Source organism: Acetobacter estunensis, from assembly GCF_019083805.1.
Taxonomy (GTDB): Bacteria; Pseudomonadota; Alphaproteobacteria; order Acetobacterales; family Acetobacteraceae; genus Acetobacter; species Acetobacter estunensis_A.
This window is the reverse complement of record NZ_JAHRDV010000010.1, coordinates 68490-85061: the sequence shown is the minus strand read 5'-3', so window position 1 is coordinate 85061 and position 16572 is coordinate 68490. Positions and strand designations below refer to the sequence as shown.

General features: G+C 61.9%; 8 protein-coding genes. 2 read left to right on the top strand and 6 right to left on the bottom strand.

The genetic code is table 11. The features are described from left to right. Positions 1-26: 26 nt before the first annotated feature. From KUA11_RS12460 to KUA11_RS12440, 5 genes are all read right to left on the bottom strand, one after another. Positions 27-3236 carry a glycosyltransferase gene (locus KUA11_RS12460; protein WP_217410603.1) on the bottom strand — a complete coding sequence of 1070 codons (3210 nt, stop codon included), beginning with the start codon at positions 3234-3236 and terminating at the stop codon, positions 27-29. A 37-nt stretch (positions 3237-3273) separates the two neighbouring features. Next, complete coding sequence (locus tag KUA11_RS12455) at positions 3274-5103, bottom strand: tetratricopeptide repeat protein (protein ID WP_217410595.1); 1830 nt, start codon at positions 5101-5103, stop codon at positions 3274-3276. A gap of 195 nt (positions 5104-5298) precedes the next feature. Then, positions 5299-6762, bottom strand: coding sequence for an HlyD family type I secretion periplasmic adaptor subunit (locus tag KUA11_RS12450; protein WP_217410593.1), 1464 nt, complete (start codon positions 6760-6762; stop codon positions 5299-5301). 3 nt (positions 6763-6765) lie between these two features. Further along, the gene (locus tag KUA11_RS12445; protein ID WP_217410730.1) at positions 6766-8952 is read right to left on the bottom strand and encodes a peptidase domain-containing ABC transporter; all 2187 of its coding nucleotides are present in this window, start codon (positions 8950-8952) and stop codon (positions 6766-6768) included. A 295-nt stretch (positions 8953-9247) separates the two neighbouring features. Then, positions 9248-9682: a hypothetical protein gene (locus KUA11_RS12440; RefSeq protein WP_217410592.1), complete on the bottom strand. Its 435-nt coding sequence runs from the start codon at positions 9680-9682 to the stop codon at positions 9248-9250. 170 nt (positions 9683-9852) lie between these two features. On the opposite strand from KUA11_RS12440, the gene metH reads away from it, so the two are divergent. Both metH and KUA11_RS12430 read left to right on the top strand, forming a co-directional pair. Continuing rightward, the gene (metH, locus tag KUA11_RS12435; RefSeq protein WP_217410591.1) at positions 9853-13368 is read left to right on the top strand and encodes a methionine synthase; all 3516 of its coding nucleotides are present in this window, start codon (positions 9853-9855) and stop codon (positions 13366-13368) included. A gap of 175 nt (positions 13369-13543) precedes the next feature. Next, positions 13544-15724 (top strand): multicopper oxidase domain-containing protein, encoded by a 2181-nt coding sequence (locus tag KUA11_RS12430; RefSeq protein WP_254454911.1) that lies wholly within the window; start codon positions 13544-13546, stop codon positions 15722-15724. A 69-nt stretch (positions 15725-15793) separates the two neighbouring features. Here the strand turns inward: KUA11_RS12430 and KUA11_RS12425 are convergent, their stop codons facing one another. After that, positions 15794-16564, bottom strand: a complete 771-nt coding sequence (locus KUA11_RS12425) for a DsbA family protein (protein ID WP_217410590.1) — start codon at positions 16562-16564, stop codon at positions 15794-15796. Positions 16565-16572 lie beyond the last annotated feature (8 nt).

Here is a 16572-nt window from a genome sequence, read left to right as displayed (position 1 = left end):
ATCTCCAGTTGCTGACAGGTCGCCTGTCATGCGGATTTCGGACCCGGACGCTGACATAGTGTGGTCAATATCACGTTAAGTCGTTGTAACGATACACCGAGGGGCAGGATGTGTCCTCTTCCCGTGCGGCGTATCCGTTCGGCAACAGCCCCCAGATCGAACGCCGCCACAGGCAGCCCCGCGCGCCACGCAACCCCGAGGGCGAGACACCATGTTTCAGGCCAGACGGAGGGAATGAAGCTGTAATCGGCCTGCTGGGCGCGGATCAGGGCCACCGCTTCATGTTCCCGGTAAGCGCCTGTGACATGCACATGGCCGGTCGCCATCAGCGCCGCGTCATCAGGCGTATGACCGACAATCACATATTCCAACGGCAGGTTACGGGCCTGCGCATCGCGCGCGGCAGCCAGAAGCACATCGTAACCCTTCTCACGCCCGATCGCGCCCACCACGCAGATGCGCGCGCGTCCCGGCGTGCGTGGCAGGCCGATCAGCGGAGCGGAGCGTGGCGTAAGAGCCGCGAACTGCGAGAGATCCAGATCGGGACGGTCATCTTCCAGTTCTGCCACGCGAAACGACAGGCGTGGAAAATGCCGTTTCATGCGTTGGGCCGCGTCATTGGACGGAACGATGATGCGGCGGGCGTCCGCCAGTTCCCGTCTGGACCGCGCGACGTAATCGGCCACGGGAAGATCGTCGTCCACATTACGACCGAGAGCCGTCACGCAGCGTTCGCATTCCGCAACAGGCGGTTCCCCGCAATAGCGCCCTTCGACGCCCATCAGGGCGATGCGCGGACAGAACCAGATATAATCATGAACATACACATCGTAGGGCACGCCAAGTTCGGCGGCGAGTTCACGCATGGCCATGTGATGACCGCTGGCATGGTGCCATTCCACGTGACTGGTGGGATCGGCCATGAGCAGTCGCAGAAGCGTCGGTCCCTCATCGGGCAGACGGAAACGCAGATTGGGATAGGCACCCGGTGCCGGATCGGTTGTCGTTTTCTGTGAATTTTTTGCGTCGTGCGTATCGGGGCGCAGCCCTTCGATCCGGCAGCCCCCTTCCACGGGCCGCACGATGATCGGCCGCAGACCTTCCGCTTCCAGTGTGCGGCAGCGCTCACGCACCACTCGCTCGACCCCGCCGCCATGATCGTGCGTAACGAGGATGACGGATTTGCGAACCGTCGCCTTCGCGCGCGATTTTCCGCTGGAAGATTCCTTGCGCCAACGCAGCAGGTCGAGCCGTCTCCGGGCCGCAAACAGCGGATCACGGTGGAGATGATCTTGCACCAGCCCGTCATAGCCGGGGTGAAGACGATTGAGCAGTGCAAGATTGCGGGCCAGCAGCGAGTCGCGCGTGGCTCCAAAGGATGCGGACCCGACATGCGCGACATAGGCGCCCGGTGCTGCGACGTTGCGCCAGCCGGACTGCCGGGCGCGCAGGCAGAAATCGTTTTCCTCACCATAGCCTTGGGCAAAGAGATCGGCGCGGAACAGGCCTGTCTCGTTCAAGCAGTCATGGCGGATGAACAGGCAGAAGCCATGTCCCGTTGGTAGATCGACCGCCATTCCACCATTCGCCGCGCGCGCCAGTGTCATCAGGCGCTGCGTTTGTGCCAATGTCGGTATGGCGTTTCCGGCAACTTCCGGGAAAGACAGGATGGTGGCGTCGTTGGAGAGAGGCGTCACCGTGCCGATATTGGGCGCGGAATACGCCACTGTGCGGAGTTCTTCCAACCATTCGCCCGTCACCAGCGTGTCGCTGTTGAGAAGCACGACATCGCGTGGTGCGGTGGGGCGCTTGTTCGTGCGCTCCGGGAGTGTGCCATCCAGCGCGAGGCGCAGGCCGATATTGGCGGACGCCACGAAGCCCCTGTTGATCGGGTTCGTAAGCAACGTGACGCGCCGATCCTGCGCGATATCGGCCAGAAGGGCCTTCATGCCGATTTCCGGCGAGGCATCGTTGACGATCAGCACACGCGGGCTGCCGCGCGAAAACGCGGGCAGGCTGTCGAGCAGGCTGTCGAGACAGGCCCGGGTGCGCGCGACGTTGCCATAGACCGGCACGACAATCAGCGTGTCGGTTTGTGGTTTTGATGGCGTGCGGGGATTGTGCCGCATGGGGGCGGTCACGGGTACAGGCAGGAAGGGGGGCGGCGCGTCCGTAACGCCCCGCCTGCCGAGTGATGTCTCCCGTGCTTGATACAAAGCCCAGCGTGCGGCGCGATCTTCCAGTCCGGGGTCGATCGGGCTGCCGGTCAGGTCGCGGTCGGCGGCGTCCACGACTCGCACCGGGCCGTCCGGTAATGCGCTCCAGGGCACGGCAATGGCGCGGAACAGGGCCAGCGGGATGTCGGATCGCACGACCGATGCAGGCTCTGTAGCCAAAAACCGTAGAAACTCCGTGTCCGTTGTGGCGTCCAGTAACCGGACCAGTGGTGCATGGTCAGGATTGTTCGGATGCCAGATCCAGCCCGTCAGGCCATTCTCATCCGGCGCGACGGCGCCTTCCACCCTCATGATGGTTTTGGGATGCAGCGGGGAGCCTGTCAGCGACGCTCCGTCCAGTTGGACCTGTAGAGTGTGTTCGCTCCAGAAGGCCTCGCCGTCTTTCGATAATCGCGCCAGTGCGCTATCCATCCTGCGCAGCGGGAGTACCGTCCCATCGGCCGTGGAAAAGGCAAGGCTGCGGCGTGCTTCGCTGGTAGAGGCAAGAGCGATCCCCCCGATCCGCACAGCGCCGCTGTCGTCCACCCCGCACCATCCGGACAGCCCGGCGGCGGCGGTGATCCGGTCGGCTAGATTCGCCGTATCGGAATCGCAGGCGTGATGGGACAACGCATGGGTGAGGGCAGTGACGGCTTCATGGGTGCGTCCGGCAACAAGCCGCGCCCCTGCCAGAAGGGTCCAGACCTGCCGGATGTCATGCTGTCGGCTCAGATCTTCCAGAAGCGTGATAGCTCCCGCCACATGACCGCAAGCCTGCCGTGCCATGGCACGGAACAGCGCCACGGTCGGGCTTTCGGGCGCCATGCGTCCCGCGCGCTCGAACCATCCCAGCGCGCCAGCCGTATCGCCGTTTTTCCAGCAGGCTTCCCCCTGCCGGAATGAGTCCTGAGCCTGTTCGCTCGCCCATTTCTGCCACGCCTCCCGATCCTCGGGTGTGATCAGGCCTGCGGGACGTGGGGCGGTGAATCGGACTTCTGCGGAGAGGGCGTCGGCGGCCACTTTTCGTGCGCGTGGAGAGGCCCTGCTTCGGGCGACCCTAGCCAACGGGCGGTGGTGGCGCGGTGGTGGCCTCTGACGCCTCTTCGGGGGCGTCGGCTTCTTCGGACAGCTTCTTCTCTGCTGCTTCTTTGAGCGTCTGTTCCAGTTGGGCGCGTTCGATGACGGCCTGCGTGACACCCTGTGCCTCGGCCTTGCGATACCAGTCGAGGCCCTGTTCGATGTCGGTATGTCCGGCAAGGCCGCGGGTCAGATAACGTCCGATCATGAGCTGGCCGGTCGCATGGCCCCGCTCAGCAGCCTGTCCGAACCAGTGCTGCGCTTTTGTGCGGTCTTCGGGAATGTTGTGACCACCGCCGTACATGGCGCCCAGCGCGAACATGCTGCCGACATTGCCCTGCTCGGCCGACAGTTCGAACAGGCGCAGCGCCTCCGTGTGATCGACAGGACCGCCTTCGCCCGAGACGAACAACTGGGCAAGATGATAGCGCGCTTCGGACATGCCTTCGTCCGCGGCTTTTTGGACCCATGCGCGGCCTTCTGGCTTGTCGGTAGGAACGCCCCGCCCTTCCAGAAGCATGCGGCCATACCAGTACTGCGCGTTGACGACGCCCTCGGCGGCCTTGCGCATCCATTTTACGGCTTCCTGCTCGTCGCGATCCGCTCCCACGCCTTCGGCCAGACAGACGCCAAAATTGAAGGCCGCGATCAGATCGCCGGAATGAGCGGCTTTTTCATAGAGGGTGCGGGTCGCGAGACGGTCCTCGACGCTTCCGCCACCCATCAGCAGAAGATTGCCCAGATCGGCTGTGCCGCCCGAGTCCCCATGCTCGGAGGCAAAGCGGAACCATTTCGCCGCTTCTTCCTCATCCGGCATGACGCCGGAGCCGGTCAGATACAGCAGGCCGAGCGCGCGCGCGGCGGTGGCGTGGCCCCGCTCGGCAGCGAAGCGATACCATGTGGCGGCTTCCATGTAGTTGGGGGGAAGATCGCCCCCGCGCGCATGGATGTCTCCCAGCATGGCCGCCGCTTCACGGTCTCCCGCCAAAGCGGCCTTGCGCAGCCAGGTCTCGCCACGGACCATGTCCTGCTTGATGCCGCGCCCTTCGATGTAGGCGAGTCCGTAGCGGGCCTGTGCGGAGCGGATGTTCTGTTCGGCCGCCTTGCCATAGGAGGCGACGGCGGCTTCCAGATCGGCCGGTACGCCCGCGCCGCGCTCATAGGCGATGCCCATAAGATAGAGAGCTGAGCCGATATTGGCGTCGGCTGCGATCTTCAGGTGCCCGATGGCCTCTGCCAGCGCCTCATCCGTCTGGGCGGAGTGAAGCCCCGCCAGCCCAAGGCCGAGATGACCCTGCGCGCAGTTCGCGTCAGCGGCGCGCTGATACCAGACCAGCGCTTCCTCGGTGTTGCGCAGACCTTCGGGCGCTGCGGTGAGGATATAGCCGTAGAGCGCCTGCGCGTCGGCGGAGCCGGCTTCGGCGGCCATGAGCGCCCAGTGCGCGGCGCGCGGATAATTCGGTTCGCCCGTTGCGGCCTTATTGACGTCGGAGAGATCGAAGGAGTCGTTCTCGACGGCTTCGGGCAGTCCCACCAGATAGAGCGTCGCGAGAACGAACTGGGCTTCCACATGACCGGACTCGGCGGCCCGACGTATCCATCGTCCACCTTCCACGAGGTCGCGCGGCAGGGCTTCGCCATCCAGATAGAGACGCCCGAGCCGGAACTGCGCTTCCGGCATGCCGGTCTTGGCGACGGCGCTGATTTCGCTCAGCGCGCCGCTGTAGTCTTCCTGTTCGAGAAGCTTGAGGCCGTGTTCCAGTCGCGCGGCGGGAGACCGGCGGGCGATGAGGCGCGAAAGCAGACCCATGGAGCGTTCTCCTCGGACACGGCACATGAGCAGACGACCGCGACCACTCCTGTGCCGAATAAGGAGTCCCGTCGCGCTGTGGAACGATGAGGATCGTTGTTACGGAGCTACGGTAGACCGCCCCCGACCGCCACAGTTTCATTTCTTAAACATGAAACCATGGCGGAAAGAAGCGCACTGGAAGGAAGGCAGACCTCAGGGTTCGCGCATGCCGTCCGTGACGAGCGGAATGATGCTGTTGAGCATGAACTGCATGACCGTACGCTTGCCCACCTGAATGTCGGCCGTGACCGGCATGCCCGGATGCGGATGGAAGAAGGATGGGACACCATGCAGCGTGTAGCGATCGATGCGCAGACGCACCCGGTAATAAGACTGGGACGCGCCAGCCGGATCGCTGCTCTGTGATGCTTCTCCACCTGCTCCGGACGCCGGTTTGCCGCCCTGGCCAGCGAAGGCGTCCGCGCTGATCTCACGTACTGTGGCTTCTGCACCGCCATATTGAGCGAAGGGGAAGGTCGCGAATTTCAGTGTCGCCTTGTTGCCGAGTTGCACGAAACCGGCATCCGCACCGCTGAGATGCGCCTCGACTTCAAGTCCGCTGCCCACAGGGACAAGCGTCATCAGTTCGCTACCGGTCGAGATGACCGAACCCACTGACAGCTTGGCGATGTTGAGGACGATGGCGTCCTCACCCGTGCGAAGGGTGGTCATGTTCTTGCGCAGCTTGGCTTTCTGGTAGCTGCTGCGGGATTCGGAGAGGTGGCGCTCGGCATCGCTGAGATCATGGTAGATCTGGGCTTTCCACGTCTCCACGTAGTTCTGCCGCTCGGCAGCGAGAGCACGCAGTTTGCTGCGCGAACTGGCGGCCTGCTGCTGGGCGGAAATCTGGGAGCGCTCGGTTTCCATCAGTTCGCTCTGTGCGCCCAGTGTGGAGAGGCGGCTGCCCACCTGATCCTGCTGAAGACGCATGCGCATGCTGTGAACATCACGCGCGACCTTGGCCTTGGCGGCATACATGGCGGCGTTGGCCTGATAGCCCTGCAGATCGCTTGTCAGAGAGGCGATCTGCTCCTGATAATTGTTCACCTTGGCGTCGAATTCGGCCTTGCGGCGCAGGAAATTCGCGGCCTGCTGCGTCGAGGACGGGTTCTGCGGATCGGGAACGTAGTCGTGCCCTTCCGCCTCGGCTGTCAGGCGATCCACTTCCGCAGAATAGCTGTCGTTCAGTTCTTTCATGTTGGCGATGTCCGCATCGCTGATCGTCGGATCGAGATGCGCGAGAACCTGTCCCTTGTGGACGAAATCGCCCTCATGCACATCGATGCTGCGGATGATCGAGGTTTCCAGCGGCTGCACCACAAGCGTCTGCTGTGTCGAGACGATTCGGCCCGGCGTCGAGACGACACGGTTGAGCGGAAAGACCGTCATGACGATAACTGTGGCAAGCGTGAGCGAACCTATCAGCCAGGTGATGTACTCGGCCGAAGGCGTCGGTGGCATGTTGACCAGTGCCGCACTCGGAGAATGGAACTCCAGCAATTCGGGCGGCAGGTCTCCAGGCGCGAACGGGTCATCGGCTTGCGGAAGAAAATCCCGAGGCTTTTGGGTCTCTTCACCCTCGTTTTCGGAAGCCGGAACGATGTCCTGATTGCTCATGGGTCAGTCTCCTTCCGCGATCAGAGGCGCTGCGTCATTGCGGTCGGCGTCGGCATTCTTGCGGCTTTCGGTATGCCGGTTCTGCTGCATCCACAGCGTCCGGTAGATCGTGCAGCGCTCTAGCAGGACTTCATGCGGCCCGATATCGGCCACCTTGCCCTGTTCCATGACGAGGATCTGATCGCAGTTCACCAGCGAGGACAGGCGGTGGGACACGATGACCATCGTGCGCCCTTTGCCGATCCGTTCGAGGTTGGCGTTCACCAGCGCCTCACTTTCAGGATCGAGAGCGGAGGTCGCCTCATCGAGGATCATCAGCTTGGGGTCCGAGATCACGGCGCGCGCAATGGCCAGGCGCTGGCGCTGGCCACCGGAAATGTTGGTGGAGCCTTCTTCGATGAAGGTCTCGTACCCAGCGGGCATGCGCTCGATGAACTCTTCCGCGCCGGCCAGACGCGCGGCGCGCACCACATCGTCAATGGTCAGGCCTGGCCGTCCCGCAGTGATGTTATCACGGATGGTGCCGCGGAAGAGGAAGTTGTCCTGAAGCACCACGCCGAAGGAACGGCGCAGATGGGTCAGGTTGATTTCACGAAGATCCACACCGTCGAGCTTGAGGTAGCCGGTGTAGGAACGGCTCACGCCCTGAAGCAGGCGGGTGATGGTGGATTTACCGGAACCGGAACGCCCGACCAGTCCCAGCATGGTGCCCGCCGGGACTTCAAAGCTGACATCGTTGAGCGCCTTGGTGGTCGAGCCGGGGTAGGAGAAGTTCACATCGATGAATGACAGCGCACCTTTGATGCGCGGGCGCATGCCGGTGGTCAGCGCCTTTGTTTCGGTCGGCTGGTTGAGCACCGAAGCCGCTTCACCCAACGATGCCGTGACTTCGTTGAGGTCATCTAGAAGGCGGGCGAGATTCGTCAGAGGGGAGGCCACCCGGCCACCGAGCATCATGAACGCCACGAGCGCACCCGCGCCCACCGAGGAAGCGCCCGTCAGCACCAGATAGGCACCGACAAGGATGATGCCGCGGTTGATGAACATTTCCAGCGGCATGCTCAGTGTGGAAGGCCAGTTGGACATGCGGCCCACGGCCAGCTTGGCCCGGATGACGTCCGCCGTCCGCACGTCCCATTCCTGCTTGCGGGTGGGTTCCAGCGCCAGCGTCTTGATGGTGCGGATGCCCGCCACTGTTTCATACATTACGGAGGAGCGCTGCATGTCCGCGCGGATCAGGGCGCCGTACTGACGCCCGACCGGCCCCATGAAGACGACGATCAACAGGCCGATCAAGCCCGATGTCGCAACTGTCATCCACGCCATCGTAGAACTGAGATAGAATAGAAAAGGCAGGATGACGACGAGCGTGAACAGGTCGAGGAAGGTGGACATCAGGCGGCCCGTCATGAAGTCGCGGACCTTGTAGATGGCCATGACGCGACCGATGACATTACCGGCCTGCTGGCGCTCGAAATATTCCAATGGCAGAGCCAGAAGGCGGCTGAACAGATGCAGCGATATCCGGGTGTCGATTCGGGTGGTGAGCACCAGCGTCAGTTCACGGCGCCCGTAGGACAGCAGCACTTCGTAGAAAGACAGCACCAGAACAATGGCCGTGATCGAGATCAGGGTGGCCATCGAGTGATTGTTCACCACGCGGTCAATGACCTGCATGACGATCAGCGGCGGGAAAATCTGCAGAATACTGAGCGTCATCGAGGCGATGGCGATGTCGCGGAGCGAGCGTTTCTCGCGCAGCACCATCTTGGCGAGCCAGGAGATGTTGATCGGCGCATCGGCTTCCGACTGGTCGCGGCGGCGCTTGATCAGCAGGATGTCACCCGTCCACACTTGCATCAGGCGCATTTCATCCACCGGGACCGGCGGCTGCGCCTCATCGCCCAGCGGGTCGCGCAGCCAGACGATGTTGTGACCGGCGTCGGCGTTGACCATGATGGCGGCTGAGCCATCCTTGAGCATCAGCACGATCGGTGGCGAGTTGCTCATCTTGACGAGATAGCGCCACTTGATCCGCATGCCCTTGGCCACCGCACCCTGCTCGTTGAGCCAGCGTGCCAATGTGGCGGGGGAAGGGCTTGTCTCGTCGGGGTCCGCCGCAAAATCGCGCACGTCGAGTTCGAGACCATGAAAATGGGCGGCCGCGATGACCGCCTTCAGGCGGATCATGGCGGGAGCGACACGCTCTGAAGCGCCGGAAGATCCGCCCTGCGAATCGCGGGAGTGCCCATCCGGGCCGGGAAGGCCACGCGCGTTATCGACTGGAGCCACAGATCGTCCTCTACAAAAAACTGCCTGCGTCCCCCGTCGAATGGGAACGCTGTCCGGCCTCTACCACACAAATTGCACGCGGTCGCGACCTTCCGGACGATCTTTCTCATGAAGCGAGACAATCTTTTTGCCGGAAACGCGCCAGAAATACGCTATGTTCACATTCCTTTACCGCAAGAAGAATGATTTTTGGTTACGCTGTCGTCTCCACCGTGAGGAGATCCTGCAACAGGGGATCGGCTTTTAGTGCCTCGCCCGTTTGAGCAACCTGATCGCGTGGCACGACAAGGACCACGCGCTGAAAAAACGGGCAGGTGCCGCGCGCGCGCGCCTGAAACCGCTCCAGCAGCGTCATGGCGAGGGCCGGTCGCGCCACGCAGCACACACAAGCTGGCGCATGGCGACCATTCTCGATGGAAAACGCGGTGGAGCGCGGGCGTTCCGCCCTCTCGGCCCGTTCCGGAAAGGACAAAGTCTGCTGCCATCCTGTTCCCTTCTGGATGTCGGAGAGTGGGCAGGTTTCGATCAGCAGAGATATGGCCCGCAGCCGCATTTCCTGATTATCCAGATCATCGGGGGCTGTGACGAAAAGAGGCAGGCAGGGCAGGGCGGACTCTCCAGAACGCAAGGTCGAATGTTCCCTCTCTATATCAGAGACTTAGTCCGTGCCGCCATTATCATGACCAAGGTGGCGGCATGTTCGGCGTTCTGGACAGGCTGGGCGGCCTCTGAAATAAGCGCCTTTCTTCTGTCGCAGTCATGCGCAGTTCTCCCAGCAACAGTCGATGGGGCCACCCGATGACCTCGCCCAAAAGCACCCGCCCCCCGCTTCTCGAAGCCCTGCGTGAACAGGTTCTGCTGTGTGACGGCGGCATGGGATCGCGCGTGCAGGCGCTCGATCTCGATACGGAGCGCGACTACTGGGGACAGGAGAACTGCACCGAGATCCTCAACCTTTCCCGCCCTGAACTGGTTCGCGAAATCCATCGTGGATATTTCGAAGTTGGTGCGGACATGGTGGAGACCAACAGCTTCGGTGGTTCTCCCATCACGTTGAGCGAGTTCGACCTTCAGGACCGTGCGCGCGAGATCAACCGCATTGCCGCGACACTGGCGCGAGAGGCGGCGGACGGCTTCGATGACGACCGGCACCGCTATGTGCTTGGCTCCGTCGGACCGGGCACCAAGCTGCCCTCCCTTGGAAACATCGATTACGACACGCTTGAAGCCGGTCTGGCCGAGCAGGGGCGCGGGCTGATCGAGGGCGGTGTGGACGCCATCCTGATCGAGACCTGTCAGGACACGCTCCAGATCAAGGCCGCCGTCAACGGCATGAAGATCGCCCGCGCCGAGCTGGGCACCAACACACCTATCTTTGTGCAGGTAACGGTCGAGACCACCGGCACGCTGCTGGTCGGCCCCGATATCGCTGCTGCCGCGACGGTGGTGCAGAGCCTCGACGTCGATCTGATGGGGCTGAACTGCGCCACCGGTCCTCAGGAAATGGCTGAGCATATCAAGTGGCTGGCCGAGCACTGGCCCGGCCTGCTCTCCATGCTGCCCAACGCCGGCCTGCCGGAACTGGTCAATGGCCAGACACATTATCCGCTCAGCCCCGAGGAAATGGCGCTGTGGATGGAACGGTTCGTTATTGAGGACGGGCTGAACATCATCGGCGGCTGCTGCGGTACATCCACGCCGCATATCGCTGCCCTCGACGCCATGCTGCGCAGCCGCGCGCCATCGGGCCGGCATCGTCCGGCGCCCACGCCCCGTACTCCGAACTGGGAGCCATCGGTCGCCAGTCTCTATAGCCAGATGCCCTTGCGGCAGGAGAATGCCTATTTCTCCATTGGCGAGCGGTGCAACGCCAACGGGTCCAAGAAATGGCGTGAGCTTCAGGAAGCGCATGACTGGGATGGCTGCGTAGCCATCGGACGCGAACAGGTGGCGGAAGGCTCCAACTCGCTCGATGTCTGCACGGCGTTCGTCGGACGCGACGAGAAAGCGGAAATGGATGAGGTCATCCGTCGCTTCACGTCCTCAGTGAATGCGCCGCTGGTGATCGATTCCACGGAAACGCCCGTGATTGAATCGGCGCTGAAGCTGCACGGTGGCAAGCCCATCATCAACTCGATCAATTTCGAGGATGGCGAGCAGATCGCGCATGATCGCATGAAGCTCGCCCGCAAGTTCGGCGCGGCGGTCGTGGCGCTGACCATCGACGAAGTCGGTATGGCCAAGACGCCGGAAGACAAGCTGCGCATTGCGTCGCGTCTGGTCGAGTTCGCGTGCGATCAATACGGTCTGCCGCAGTCCGATCTGCTGATCGACCCGCTGACCTTCACCATCGCGACGGGCGTGGAGGATGACCGCAAGCTGGGTCAGTGGACGCTCGAAGGCATCCGCATGATCCGGGAGAAGTTTCCCGACATCCAGATCATTCTCGGCTTGTCCAACATCTCTTTCGGCCTGAATCCGGCGGCGCGCGCCGTGCTAAACTCGGTCTTCCTCGATCATGCCGTAAAAGCCGGGATGACGGGGGCGATCGTGCATGTCTCCAAGATCCGACCGCTGCATCTGATTCCCGCCGAGGAAGTGAAGGTCGCAGAAGATCTGATCTTCGATCGGCGTGCAGAAAACTACGATCCTCTCCAGAAATTCCTGTCTCTCTTCGAAGGTCGGAAGGCTGCTGACGTTGCCAAGAAGGCAAAAGCCGAGACCGCGCCCGAGCGCCTGAAGGATCGCATCGTGGACGGTGACCGCAAGGGGCTGGAAGCCGATCTTGAAGAGGCGATGCAGGAGATGCCCGCGCTCGACATCATCAACAACGTGCTGCTTGATGGCATGAAGGTGGTGGGCGAGCTGTTCGGCGCGGGCAAGATGCAGCTTCCTTTCGTTCTTCAGTCCGCCGAGACGATGAAGGCCGCCGTGGCCTATCTCGAACCGCATATGGAGCGTGTCGAGGGGCAGGCGCGCGGGACGATCGTGCTCGCCACCGTGAAGGGTGACGTGCACGATATCGGCAAGAATCTTGTGGACATCATCCTGACCAACAACGGCTACCGCGTTGTCAATCTGGGCATCAAGGTGCCGGTGGCGGACATGATCGAATCCGCCCGCGCCGAGAAGGCCGATGTTATTGGTATGTCTGGTCTTTTGGTGAAATCCACCGTCATCATGCGGGAAAATCTCGAAGAGATCGATCGGCAGGGTCTCGATCTTCCGGTCATTCTCGGTGGTGCGGCGCTGACCCGCAACTATGTGGAAGAAGACTGCGCCGCTGCTTACGGCACGCATGGGCGCGTGGCTTATGCTCGCGATGCGTTCGATGGTCTTGCGCTGATGGATGTGGTGGCGAAAGGCGGCTTCGATGATTACGCCGCCGCTATTGCCAAGCGTCGCGAGGGAAAAGCGAAACGCAGTGCTCCGCGCACGCCGGAGGCCGCGGAAGAGCGTGGCTTTGGGCCGGTAGATGTCGGAGCCGCGCAGATCCGCCGTCGCCGCATGACGAAAGACGAGCCGGTTATCACGCCGCCGTTCTGGGGACCGCGCACGCTCGAGGCCGAGACGAACGCCGTGCTGCCGTTCCTCAACGAACGCTCGCTCTATCAGTTCCAGTGGGGCTTTCGGAAACAGGGGCGCTCGCTTGAGGATTTCCTGAGCTGGGCACGCCAGGAATTGCGCCCCGTGCTGCGTCGGATGCTGACGCTGTGCGAGGCGGACGACATTCTCAAGCCGCGCGCGTCCTATGGTTACTGGAAGGCCGCAGGGCAGGGGAACGATCTGATTCTGTTTGCCGAGGACGGCACGACCGAAGTGGCCCGCTTCACCATGCCGCGTCAGCCGCGCGAGGATGGCGAGTGCATTGCGGATTTTGTGCGCGATGTGGATGACGCCGAACGCGACGTGATCGGTCTTCAGGTGGTGACGGTCGGTCAGAAGGCGTCCGACATGGCGCGCGACTGGTTCGAGCAGAACCGTTATCAGGACTATCTGTATCTGCATGGCCTGTCGGTGGAAGTCGCAGAAGCGATGGCGGAATACACCCACAAGCGCATCCGTGCCGAATTGGGTTTTGCGGGAGAAGACGCCCGCGACATGGAGAAGCTGCTGTCGCAGGGCTATCGCGGCTCCCGCTACTCATTTGGGTATCCCGCCTGTCCGCGTCTTGAAGATCAGGAACCAATCCTCAAGCTTCTGGACGCGGAGAAGATCGGTGTGTCGCTCTCGGATGGGTATCAGCTTCATCCGGAGCAATCGACATCGGCGCTGGTTATTCTCAACCTGAAGGCGAAATACTTTACGGTCTGAATGTTCGGTGGTCAGGAAGAAAAGCGATCAGGCTTTTCTTCCGCTTGCGGAGCAAGACAGGGTCATGAGAATATCACCGAACTGTCACGCCGTAATGGAAACCTGCTGAATACAACACGACGTCGGAAATCATCCGTTCTTGTCGGGATGATCATGAATTCTTTTCGGATTTCCGATGTCGTTTCGCATGTTCTGCCTGACGGGGGTGCTGCTGGCACCGGCCCTGACGGTCTTTTTTTCTGCGCCCACTCAGGCGCAGTCGTCTTTATTTGAAGAAAAGAATAGGGACTTTCCGGCTCTCAACCATCGGTTCCGCGAGCCTGTGCGGCCGGATTACTGGTCATCGCATCTGGAAGAGTCGCAGTCATCCTGTGGCGCGAACGCTGTTCGTCGGTCCGGTCGCACAGTCACGGCTGCTCTGCGGCTGGCCTATTCTCACAACCAGATCTGGAATCCGCAGGAAAACCGCTATGATCCGGTGCGCCTGCGTTCATATGACAGCTGTCTGGCCGCCCCCACCATTGTCGTGTCCCCCGGCGATGATTTGCGGATCAATTTCCGCAACGACCTGCCAGCGGAGCCAGACACGGATTGCCCGAAACCCCTGAACACCCCGGCATGTTTCAACAGGCAGAACCTGCATCTTCATGGCATGCACGTCTCGCCCGAAGGCCATGCGGACAACGTGATGAACACCGTGATGCCACAGGGCGGCACATGGAACTACCGTTACGCCATTCCGGCCGATCATCCCGCCGGCACGTTCTGGTACCACGCCCATCAGCACGGCGCGACCTCCATTGGGGTGGCGAGTGGTGAGGAAGGCGCGCTTATCGTGCGAGGACTGCGGCGCTACGCTGACCGCTGGCGCAACGGTGGCGTGACGGACATCGACACTGTTCTACACGATCATTTCGGCACGCCGATTGCCGATCGCGTCATGCTGTTCGAGCAGATCCCGTATGGATGTTTCGCGGATGCCGATCACAAGACGCTTCTTCAGGACAGCGCGACGGGTGTGTGGACATGCCCGAAAGGTCAGGAAGGCGTTGTCGAGAATTTCCGCAGCCAGTTCATCAGCAGTCGCACGGATGCGTCCGGTGTTTCGCGGGATGCGTGGGCGTTGTCGCAACGCTACACACTGGTCAATGGCGAGACGCAGCCTGTCATGCGTGCGCGGGTGGGCGCCGTGGAGCGGTGGCGCATGATCGCGGCGGGTGTGCATGACACGCTCAATGTGCAAATCGTTCGTGCCCGTTCGGGAAACGGAAGCCGTCGTCTGCATCTACCGGACTATGCGACATCATCGAATGTCGGCATGACCTGTGAGGGCGAAACCGTTGCACAGTATGAAATCGCGGCCGATGGCCTCACGCGCCACGACATTTCGCGCAAGGCCATCAACTATCTCTATCCGGGCCAGCGGAGCGACACGCTGATCACGTTCCGCAAACCGGGTCTTTATTGCGTCATCGATCAGGGTGGTGACACGCTCAACACGGTTATTCCCTATCGCTCACGCCCGCAGGGCAAATCGCCTTCCATCATTGCTGTCGTGACGGTGGAGGACGATCATGAAGAGCGTAGTGGAACACAGGACACGGATGCGCGGATCCAGCGTCTTTTTCGGGAAGGCTCGGAGGGTTTGCCAGCGTTCGTTCGGGCCCGTCTGGAACGGTTCGACCTCAGCGATTTTGCTTATTTCCCCGCCGGCGGCACACCGGGCAGTGACCTGTCGGGATTGAGCGTGACCCATTACCCCACGGCCTTTTTCGGATCCCTGACCATGCCGCTGGCGTCGGGCGTTGCCCTGCCGCCGGGTCAGCCTATGCCTGATGCCAGCATCAATGGCATGATCGGTCTGGTCCAGAACGAACTGGTCTCGGTGGATGGCGTCACGGCGCTGCCGTTCAGCATGGACCCCACCCATTCCTATCATGTGCAATTGGGAGATGTGGATGAGTGGCGTATCGGCACCCATCTGATGGGGCCGGTCGGCACGGCTGCGGGGCAGCACGTGTTTCATGTGCACGTCAATCCGGTGGAGATCATGGACATCATCGACGAAAGTACCGGAGATTCGATCTTCACATCCGATGGACGCTGCAAGATGAAATATCGTCTGGCGGATTCCGACGATGCGTCGTCCACCTTCTACAGTCCGGAGTTCTGTGATCAACGCCACGTCTTCCGGGATTCCCTGTTCGTCAAACCCGGTTTCCAAACCGTCGTCCGCACCCGTTATGACGATTTCGAGGGCGCGGCCATGCTTCACTGCCATATTCTCGATCACGAAGATCAGGGCATGATGACGTATGTGACGATTGGCAAAGGAGAGATGAGCCACGCGATGTAGCCGATGGCTCCCGCGCGGACAGGAAAGCGTTGCTTTCCGTCCGCGCGGTTCAGTCTGTCGTAGTGGGCGTTATTTCGCCTGACGGGCCGCCGCGATCGCTTTTTTCAGGTCGCTCTCGGAGACAGCGCCCGGAATGATGGTCTTCTCACCGATGATGAAGGTCGGTGTGCCGTCCACGCCCACTTTGCGGGCGAGGTCCATGTTGGCGCTGAGCACCGTCATGACGTCGGTGCTCTTCATGTCACGCTCCAGCCGGTCAGCATCGAGGCCTATGCTGGTGGCAATCGCGCGCACGCGTTCGAGCGAGGGAGTCTCGCTGTCGGTCATCAGCGCCTTCTGGAACTTCAGATAGGCATTCTGGCGCGCGCTGGCGAGGAGGGCCGCCGCTTCAAGCTGGCTGTTGGGGCCGAGCACGGGAATGACCTTTTCCACGATGCGCACGTCCGGCTCGTCACGGACAAGCTGATCGATGATCGGCAGCACCTTGCGGCAGTAAGGGCAGCGCGGATCGTAGAACTCGACCAGTGTGACCGAGCCGTTCGGATTGCCCAGCACGACATCGGTGTTGCTGCGGCCCAGCTTGTCGTTGTTCTGCTGCACGGCCTGAAGGCTGGCGGCTTGCTGCACGGCCTCGCCTTTGGCACGCATGGCGGCCACGGCATCGGCCAGAATCGTCGGATCCTGCTTGAGCGCCTCGCGCACGATGGAAACGATTTCCTGTCGCTGCGCGGGTGTGAACGACCCATCGGCATGAGCGGGAAGTGAGCCGAGCAGCGGCGTGGCTGCCAGCGCGGAGAGAAGGGCTGCGGCACGCAGCACCGGGAAGGAAAGACGTGTCATGCCCCAAG

What these genes read in the sequence shown, in the direction of transcription:
- KUA11_RS12430 (WP_254454911.1), top strand. Translation starts at nt 13,544, where the DNA reads ATGTCGTTTCGCATGTTCTGCCTGACGGGGGTGCTGCTGGCACCGGCC.
- KUA11_RS12425 (WP_217410590.1), bottom strand. Translation starts at nt 16,564, where the DNA reads ATGACACGTCTTTCCTTCCCGGTGCTGCGTGCCGCAGCCCTTCTCTCC.
- KUA11_RS12450 (WP_217410593.1), bottom strand. Translation starts at nt 6,762, where the DNA reads ATGAGCAATCAGGACATCGTTCCGGCTTCCGAAAACGAGGGTGAAGAG.
- KUA11_RS12445 (WP_217410730.1), bottom strand. Translation starts at nt 8,952, where the DNA reads ATGATCCGCCTGAAGGCGGTCATCGCGGCCGCCCATTTTCATGGTCTC.
- KUA11_RS12455 (WP_217410595.1), bottom strand. Translation starts at nt 5,103, where the DNA reads ATGGGTCTGCTTTCGCGCCTCATCGCCCGCCGGTCTCCCGCCGCGCGA.
- metH (WP_217410591.1), top strand. Translation starts at nt 9,853, where the DNA reads ATGACCTCGCCCAAAAGCACCCGCCCCCCGCTTCTCGAAGCCCTGCGT.